This is a genomic window from Brasilonema octagenarum UFV-OR1 (assembly GCF_963888615.1).
Classification (GTDB): domain Bacteria; phylum Cyanobacteriota; class Cyanobacteriia; order Cyanobacteriales; family Nostocaceae; genus Brasilonema; species Brasilonema sennae.
This window is the reverse complement of record NZ_CAWPKW010000198.1, coordinates 1-5,592: the sequence shown is the minus strand read 5'-3', so window position 1 is coordinate 5,592 and position 5,592 is coordinate 1. Positions and strand designations below refer to the sequence as shown.

The window sequence follows — 5,592 nt, the reverse complement described above, 5'->3', positions numbered from 1 at the left end:
ATTACTCATTCTCCCACAGTAATACCTGGTTAACTTACGCCGTGCTGTACTAGTGAAGCAATCCCAGTCCTTGCGATTGCTGAGTCCCAAGGGGACACGCTGCGCTAACGCTCCACTCCGTTACGTATGCCCTCCGGGCACGCTGCGCTAACGCAATGACAAACACGTTTTTGCAAAATTGGGATGCTCCCCTGTGCAAGTGGTCTAAATCGCAAATCATATATCTTAAATAAGAGATAAAGTTAATATATCTTGATGATTTTTTGTATACTGATCGCACACCGTTTACTTTAATAAAACTGAGAATATTCTACCCACCAAATAAACGTCCCCAAAAACCCTTCTTTTTATTCTTATAATTCTCTAAGTTTTCACGAAACAGCGTACGAGTAGGATCAAGGCGAACAGCTATTTCCAGTTCTGCGATCGCTTCTTCTAATTTCCCTTGATCGGACAGCGCAATCCCCAAATCATTGTGAGCATTTGCATGATATGGGTCGATTTGCAAGGCTTGGCGGAAAGAGGCGATCGCTTAATCGAGTTTGCCTTGATTTTTCAGCGCAATCCCCAGGTTATTGTGAGCATATGCATTATTTGGGTCGATTTGCAAGGCATTACGGTAAGAGGCGATCACTTCATCGCGTTTGCCTTGAAGCAACAGCACATTGCCCAGGTTAAAGTGAGCATATGCATAATTTGGGTCGATTTGCAAGGCATTACGGTAAGAGGCGATCGCTTCATCGAGTTTGCCTTGAAGCAACAGCGCATTCCCCAGGCTCAAGTGAGCAGGTGGCAAATTTGGGTCGATTTGCAACGCTTTTTGGTAAGAGGCGATCGCTTCATCGAGTTTGCCTTGATAGTACAGCGCATTCCCCAGGTTATTGTGAGCGAGTACAGAGTTTTGCTCAAGGCTGAGGACTGCTTTGTATATAAGCACTGCTTCCTCAAACTTTTTACCTTCGCATAAACGATCTGCTTCGTTGATCAGGCTTGTGACTTGATATTGGCGATCTTCGAGTTCTTGTGGAGTTTGTTTGGGGGGTGAGTAATTCGGGCTAGCAACTAATTGCGCGATTGCCTCCCGAATTCCGTTGATAACTTCTAAGAATGCTTTATCTCGGTCATTCCAGCTTTTTATCGGTTCGCGATTTCTCGGCAGTGGGGATAGTTTATCAATGGGAGGAGTTTCCCAATCCGCATAACGCAGTAACACTGGGATAACACTAGCTTTTCCTGCTGCATTTTGCTCTAAAGCTCGTGTAACTTCAACTGTCCAGTGATAATCTGAAGCAATAAAATCTGGACTCACCAACAACAGGATAAGCCCAGCTTGGTTGAGAGACTTATTAATTTCACCTTTGAATTCTTGCCCTGCGACGATTTTGCGATCGCTCCAACTAATAATAGTTTTTTCCCGCTCCAAAGACTTTAGATGCTTTTCTAACTCTTCGCGAAAGTCCTCATCGTTTTGGTGGTAGGAAATAAAAACTTTAATAGATTCTTCCATAAAGGGCATTATTTATATATATTAAGATAACTACACAAGCTTTTGCTCGATTTCCTGAAGCTGTTGATCTAAACGAGTTAGTTCTGTTTCGCTTTCCTGAATTTGTTTCTCTAGCTTAAACTTTATCGCTGTATCTGTTTCAATCAAGTATGCTTGGCGCAGCTTACCTAATTTTGTGCTCACCAAATCATACTCTTGTTGCAGCAAATCTTTTTGTTGTTTCCATCTGCGACGTTGGCTATCTGTTAATCCACCGCTCGTTATCGCTGGTGTAGTCGTTTCAGAAGCGGTAGAAGAGGTTTTTGATTTCACCATATCTTCAACTACTCTGCGAATTCCTTGAGCAATATTCAAAAAAGCTTCATCTTTGTCTTGCCAAGTCGTTACAGCTTTGGCATTTTTAGGGAGTGCTTGCAGTTTGGCAAAAGGTGCATTTCTCCACTCTACTGGCTTGAGAATAATCGGAATCACCCGAGCTTCTCTTGCCTCATGTCGTTCCATTGCTCGCTGCATCTCAATATCGTAGCAGTAATCTGAAGCCAGAAAGTTAGCGCTCACCAGCAATAAAATGATATCCGCAGCGTTAAGATTATCATCGATCGCATTTGCCCATTCCCCACCAGCACTGATTTCCCGATCATGCCAAGCTTCAATCACTCCCTGACGTTTCATCATGCTCAGATGAGTTGCCAAATCGTCTCGCAAAACTTCATCTTTATGGGAGTAGGAAAAAAATACTTTAACTGGATTGGACATATTTTTTAAATCTACTTTCTTGACTTCATGTAAGTAAGTGGGTTGAATTAAATATAAAATGTAGTGCGGGGATCTTGCCCGCGAGCGAGACGCTCGCACTACTGCTATCTACGAATTAATTACGCCTACCTACTTTTCTTGAGTTCATATAATAGTTTTCTCAACATAAGCATTCAGAAACACCAGTTGGTTCGCCATCTCTTTGGCTGACTTATCAGCGCCTTTTTAATCGTGTCTTCATCCAAATACAAGCGAATTCGGCTCACGATAGATTTCCTGCTTTATACTCAGCTTCGAGGCGACGACATTCCTCGTTGTAGGCTGCAAATTCGGCGTCAAGCGATTCTTTGTTGGCATAATAGTACGCCAATCCGCTATAAATCCCTGCAAGCGTCAAGTGGGGTTTATCTTCCAAAATTTCTTCAGGTGTGACACCTGCTTTAATCTCATTCACGATATACTGAACCGTAATGCGAGTTTCGGCGATGCGGGGACGCCCACCGCAAGTTCCCGGCGTACGGACAATTAATGTACTAATGTCGGTAATGGTTTGCATAGCTGGTTTGCTTTTTGCTTCCATAATTAAGAACTCTAGCACTTATCATAGAGGGGTTGAAACTCTATGAGCGATTGAAACAACAATCGTAATGCCAATAACTAAGGGTGTAGCTGTTTGCCTTAACTCCCAAGGCATTGGCTAATCTAATTAAATCAAGAATTGTTGCTAAATTTCCTACTCAAGATACTAGTTATTGATCTCCAAATGGGTGGATGATGTCTAACCGTCGCGATTGTTGTCTGGTACAGGCGATTACCTTTGACACTGCGCTTTGCGCTATCGCCCGTCGCTTAGCAAACCTATTAGTCTGATTGATTTGAGATCATGGCAGTTTATGAAAATCGAGAAGCGTTCATTCCCTACCGTCGCACCGATATTATCAAACTTTGCCTCCAAGATGGTCAGCTAAATGCCGCTGATGCTGAAAAGTTTCTAGATTTCTGCCAAATTCTATCCGCGTATTACCACTTTCGCTTTCACAAGACGCTGGAAATTATCAAAGACAACTACGTACCCTTCAATCCCAATGGAGATGTTCAACCACTCACTCAACCAACTTTTGACCAATACGACGAGATGGAGTCAAAAGTGGTTGATGCATTCAACCACATTTTAGAAAGAGCGAATTACATTCTTTTGCCTGAATCGATTGTACAACAAGCATTGGGAAATAAATCTCTGATTGATTTAAAGACTGATGTTGATTTCGAGGACTTTGAGCATTTCTGTTGTTATTCACAAGGCGATATTGACACGAAAATTTCGCGAAAAAAGTTCTTCTTTTGGCAAGAAGAAAAGACTATTAATATTTTGGAACGAATTGTTTTACTCATTAAGTTCAAAGAAGCGGCTTACTTTCGTGCCAAGAAAGTCAAAATAGAAAATCTGAACTTTACTCCTGGTAAAATCTATGTCTACTTTTACAAGAATATTCCAAAACTAGATATTGACTTGCTCTTTCCTAATGTTGTCACCAGTATGACTTGGAAAGACCGGCTATTATTTGGAATTCCTGCGATTGGGGCTGCAGTTCCCCTAGTCTTAAAAGCATTACCGAATCTATTATTACTTATTACTGCAATTTTGTTAGTGTTTAATGCATCATCTTTAGTGGAATCGCTAGATGTAGAACAAGATAAGATCAGAAATGTCATGCCCATTCTAGTGGCAACGCTATCGTTGGGGATCGCACTGGGTGGATTTGCCTTCAAGCAGTACACCAATTACAAAAACAAAAAAATCAAATTCCAAAAAGATGTTACCGATACGCTTTTCTTCAAGAATTTAGCCAACAATGCCAGCGTCTTTCAGATGCTCATCGACATTGCTGAGGAAGAGGAGTGTAAGGAAATTATTCTAGTATATTACCATCTCCTTACCAGTCCGACTCCGTTGAATCCGAAACAGTTAGACTCTCGCATCGAAACTTGGATGGAGAGGAAGCTGGGCATCAGGATTAACTTCGATATCCACGGTCCCTTGAACAATCTAGAAGATATTCGTGGCAAAGTGATCACAAATGCCGAACAAGCAGACATTGCCCCTGAAATGCCTCTATTAACCTATGATAACGAGGGGTTTTGCCATGTTCTCCCCTTGGAAGATGCTAGAGCAGTGATCGATTATGTATGGGATAATGCTTTCCTCTATAACGGGATAGCCTTTTGACAAGATGATGGTTCTGCATCCGCTTTCAGATTTCATAAACTCCAATTCCCCAGTCAGCAACTCATCTCCTAACTATTGGTACGAAGGGCGTTGTCCTCAAACAGGCGAACTACTGCGACTACCCCGCACTCCTTTGGTAGAGGCGATCGCCTACAATTTGATGCAACACCTTGCCACTGATAACCGTTATTCCTCTGAAGGAAAAATGTACGGGGTATTACTGATTGAACTACCGAATGGCGAACAAAAGATACTCAAAGCTTTCTCCGGTCTTCTGAATGGCGACAGCGTAGTTGAGGGTTGGGTACCGCCGATTCCGGGACGAAAGCAAGTTGCTTTAGAGGAAGCCAGCACACTATCTGAATTGGATGCTATTAAGCAGGAACTGATTACCCTTAAGCAACTTCCCGAACGGCTGCAGTATGAAACGCATACGAGTGAGTTTGAGTTACGCTTACAACAAATGAGCAATCGCCATCAAGATTGCAAAAACAAGCGTATCAAAAAACGCCAGATACTCTGCGAAACTCTGGCAGGAGAAACACTTCACTTTGCTCTTGAACAACTTAACGAAGAAAGCCGCCGAGAAGGAATTGAACGAAAGCAACTCAAACGCCAACGAGATGAAAAGTTGCAGCCGCTTCAGCAGTTGATAGCTACAGCAGATACGCGAATTCGGGAACTAAAACAACAACGTAAACAACTATCCCGCGAACTCCAGGCGCAGATGCACGCTGCTTACACCCTGATGAATTTCCTCGGACAATCCCTCTCGTTGCAGCAATTAATACCAGGAGGTATGCCCACTGGTACAGGAGATTGTTGTGCGCCAAAGCTACTCCACTATGCCGCAACGCATAATTTAAAACCGTTGGCAATGGCAGAGTTTTGGTGGGGTTCCTCTTCTGGTGATCAAGATAAAGTGCAAGGAGAATTTTACGGTGCTTGTGCAGAGCGTTGTCAACCATTGATGGGGTTTCTGCTGTCAGGGTTGTCTGAGAGGAAATCGAATGCAGATGTTAGCACAACTGAGCAAACCTCACCCTCGCTTGAATCGGCGCTAAAATCTTTCCCTCTCCTTTATAAGGAGAGGGATGCCCGA

Annotated in this window: 3 protein-coding genes and 3 pseudogenes; 2 read left to right on the top strand and 4 right to left on the bottom strand. The window is 42.9% G+C overall.

All coding sequences use genetic code 11. The annotated features are described in order from the left end of the window. Positions 1 to 310: 310 nt before the first annotated feature. The 4 genes and pseudogenes from AC5590_RS14630 to AC5590_RS14615 form a co-directional block, all read right to left on the bottom strand. Positions 311 to 1,075 (bottom strand): annotated as a pseudogene (locus AC5590_RS14630) (tetratricopeptide repeat protein). Positions 1,076 to 1,123: 48 nt separating this feature from the next. After that, positions 1,124 to 1,507, bottom strand: a pseudogene (locus tag AC5590_RS14625) (toll/interleukin-1 receptor domain-containing protein); the annotation flags it as partial. Positions 1,508 to 1,537: 30 nt separating this feature from the next. After that, entirely contained in the window at positions 1,538 to 2,263 is a 726-nt protein-coding gene (locus AC5590_RS14620) for a TIR domain-containing protein (RefSeq protein WP_169268821.1), read from the bottom strand. A 262-nt stretch (positions 2,264 to 2,525) separates the two neighbouring features. Beyond that, positions 2,526 to 2,843 (bottom strand): DUF433 domain-containing protein, encoded by a 318-nt coding sequence (locus AC5590_RS14615; RefSeq protein WP_246163220.1) that lies wholly within the window; start codon positions 2,841 to 2,843, stop codon positions 2,526 to 2,528. A 303-nt stretch (positions 2,844 to 3,146) separates the two neighbouring features. Between AC5590_RS14615 and AC5590_RS14610 the strand changes: the two genes are divergently transcribed. Then, positions 3,147 to 4,490, top strand: a complete 1,344-nt coding sequence (locus AC5590_RS14610) for a TMEM143 family protein (protein WP_169268820.1) — start codon at positions 3,147 to 3,149, stop codon at positions 4,488 to 4,490. Positions 4,491 to 4,494: 4 nt separating this feature from the next. Then, positions 4,495 to 5,592 (top strand): annotated as a pseudogene (locus AC5590_RS14605) (RluA family pseudouridine synthase); the annotation flags it as partial.

Excerpts from the sequence above, each read along its gene's own strand:
- AC5590_RS14610 (WP_169268820.1), top strand. The coding sequence starts at position 3,147 with ATGGCAGTTTATGAAAATCGAGAAGCGTTCATTCCCTACCGTCGCACC.
- AC5590_RS14615 (WP_246163220.1), bottom strand. The coding sequence starts at position 2,843 with ATGGAAGCAAAAAGCAAACCAGCTATGCAAACCATTACCGACATTAGT.
- AC5590_RS14620 (WP_169268821.1), bottom strand. The coding sequence starts at position 2,263 with ATGTCCAATCCAGTTAAAGTATTTTTTTCCTACTCCCATAAAGATGAA.